1 protein-coding gene and 1 pseudogene are annotated in these 1,231 nt (G+C 39.2%); both read right to left on the bottom strand.

Translation table 11 applies throughout. The features are described from left to right. Nucleotides 1–839 (bottom strand): RNA polymerase sigma factor RpoH (gene rpoH, locus ACFIKE_RS10845; protein WP_375649917.1); only part of this gene is annotated, 839 nt, incomplete at its 3' end. A gap of 153 nt (nt 840–992) precedes the next feature. After that, a pseudogene (locus tag ACFIKE_RS10850) lies at nt 993–1,231 on the bottom strand (RNA pseudouridine synthase); the annotation flags it as partial.

Raw genomic sequence — 1,231 nt, forward strand, 5'->3', positions numbered from 1 at the left:
ACTTTTTCAAATGCACGCATTTCAATTTGTCTTACTCGTTCTCGACTAATGTTAAATTCACCAGAGAGTTCTTCTAGGGTTAGTGGTACATCGTTTAAACGACGCGCTTTGAATATACGTTTTTCGCGCTCATTGAGATTGTCCATAGCATTTATGAGCATGGAACGGCGATTTTCTAATTCACTTTTTTCAATTAAAATTTGTTCTTGATCGTTAGATTCATCCACCAGCCAATCTTGTAACTCGCTGTTTTCCCCTTCTTTTGTCCGAATCGGTGCGTTGAGTGAAGTGTCACCACCAAGCCTACGATTCATTGATACAACTTCATCTTCTGTGACATTCAACTGGGTTGCAATTTCTTTTACTTGTTCTGCATTGAGGTCGCCACTATCAAGTGCTTGAAGTTTACTTTTTAATTTACGAAGGTTAAAAAACAAGCGCTTTTGATTGGCTGTTGTCCCCATTTTAACCAAACTCCAAGACCGCAATACATATTCTTGGATTGACGCTTTAATCCACCATATTGCATAGGTTGCAAGACGAAAACCCCGTTCTGGTTCGAAACGTTTAACAGCTTGCATGAGTCCAACATTGCCTTCTGAAATGACTTCCCCAATGGGAAGTCCGTAGCCCCGATATCCCATCGCGATTTTAGCTACGAGACGCAAATGGCTAGTTACTAACCTATGCGCAGCTTTTAGATCATTATGCTCACGGTAACGTTGAGCTAACATATATTCTTCTTTTGGCTCAAGCATCGGAAAACGACGCACTTCTTCCAAGTAACGGTTTAAACCACCATCACCTGTCATTACTGATAATAAGTTCATATGGGCCATATAGCACCCTCCTTCTGTCTGAATTCCCTGATAAGGCAAATTCTATGTTTTAGATAGCTAACTACCTTCATAACTTCACTCTACCATATTTTTCAATTTTGTTCAAAAAAAGATATTTTATTGTGAAATCTTGAGAAGGGGAAAAGTTTCAATTCATTTTTTTAAAAGCTTAATAAGTTTAGCCATATCTTGAGGCAGTGGTGCGGAAAACGACATAACTTTACCGGTAGAAGGATGTTCAAAAGTAAGACTTACAGCATGGAGTGCATGTCGGTTGAATTGATCGATTGCATTTCTAATAGTGGGGCTGAATGTGTTTGATTTTGTTTTAAAAGCGTTGCCATAAACTGTATCGCCTATGAGTGGATGCCCAATATGAGCCATATGAACGC

Origin of the sequence: Bartonella sp. MU70NMGDW (genome assembly GCF_042194085.1) — a bacterium.
Lineage (GTDB): Bacteria > Pseudomonadota > Alphaproteobacteria > Rhizobiales > Rhizobiaceae > Bartonella > Bartonella grahamii.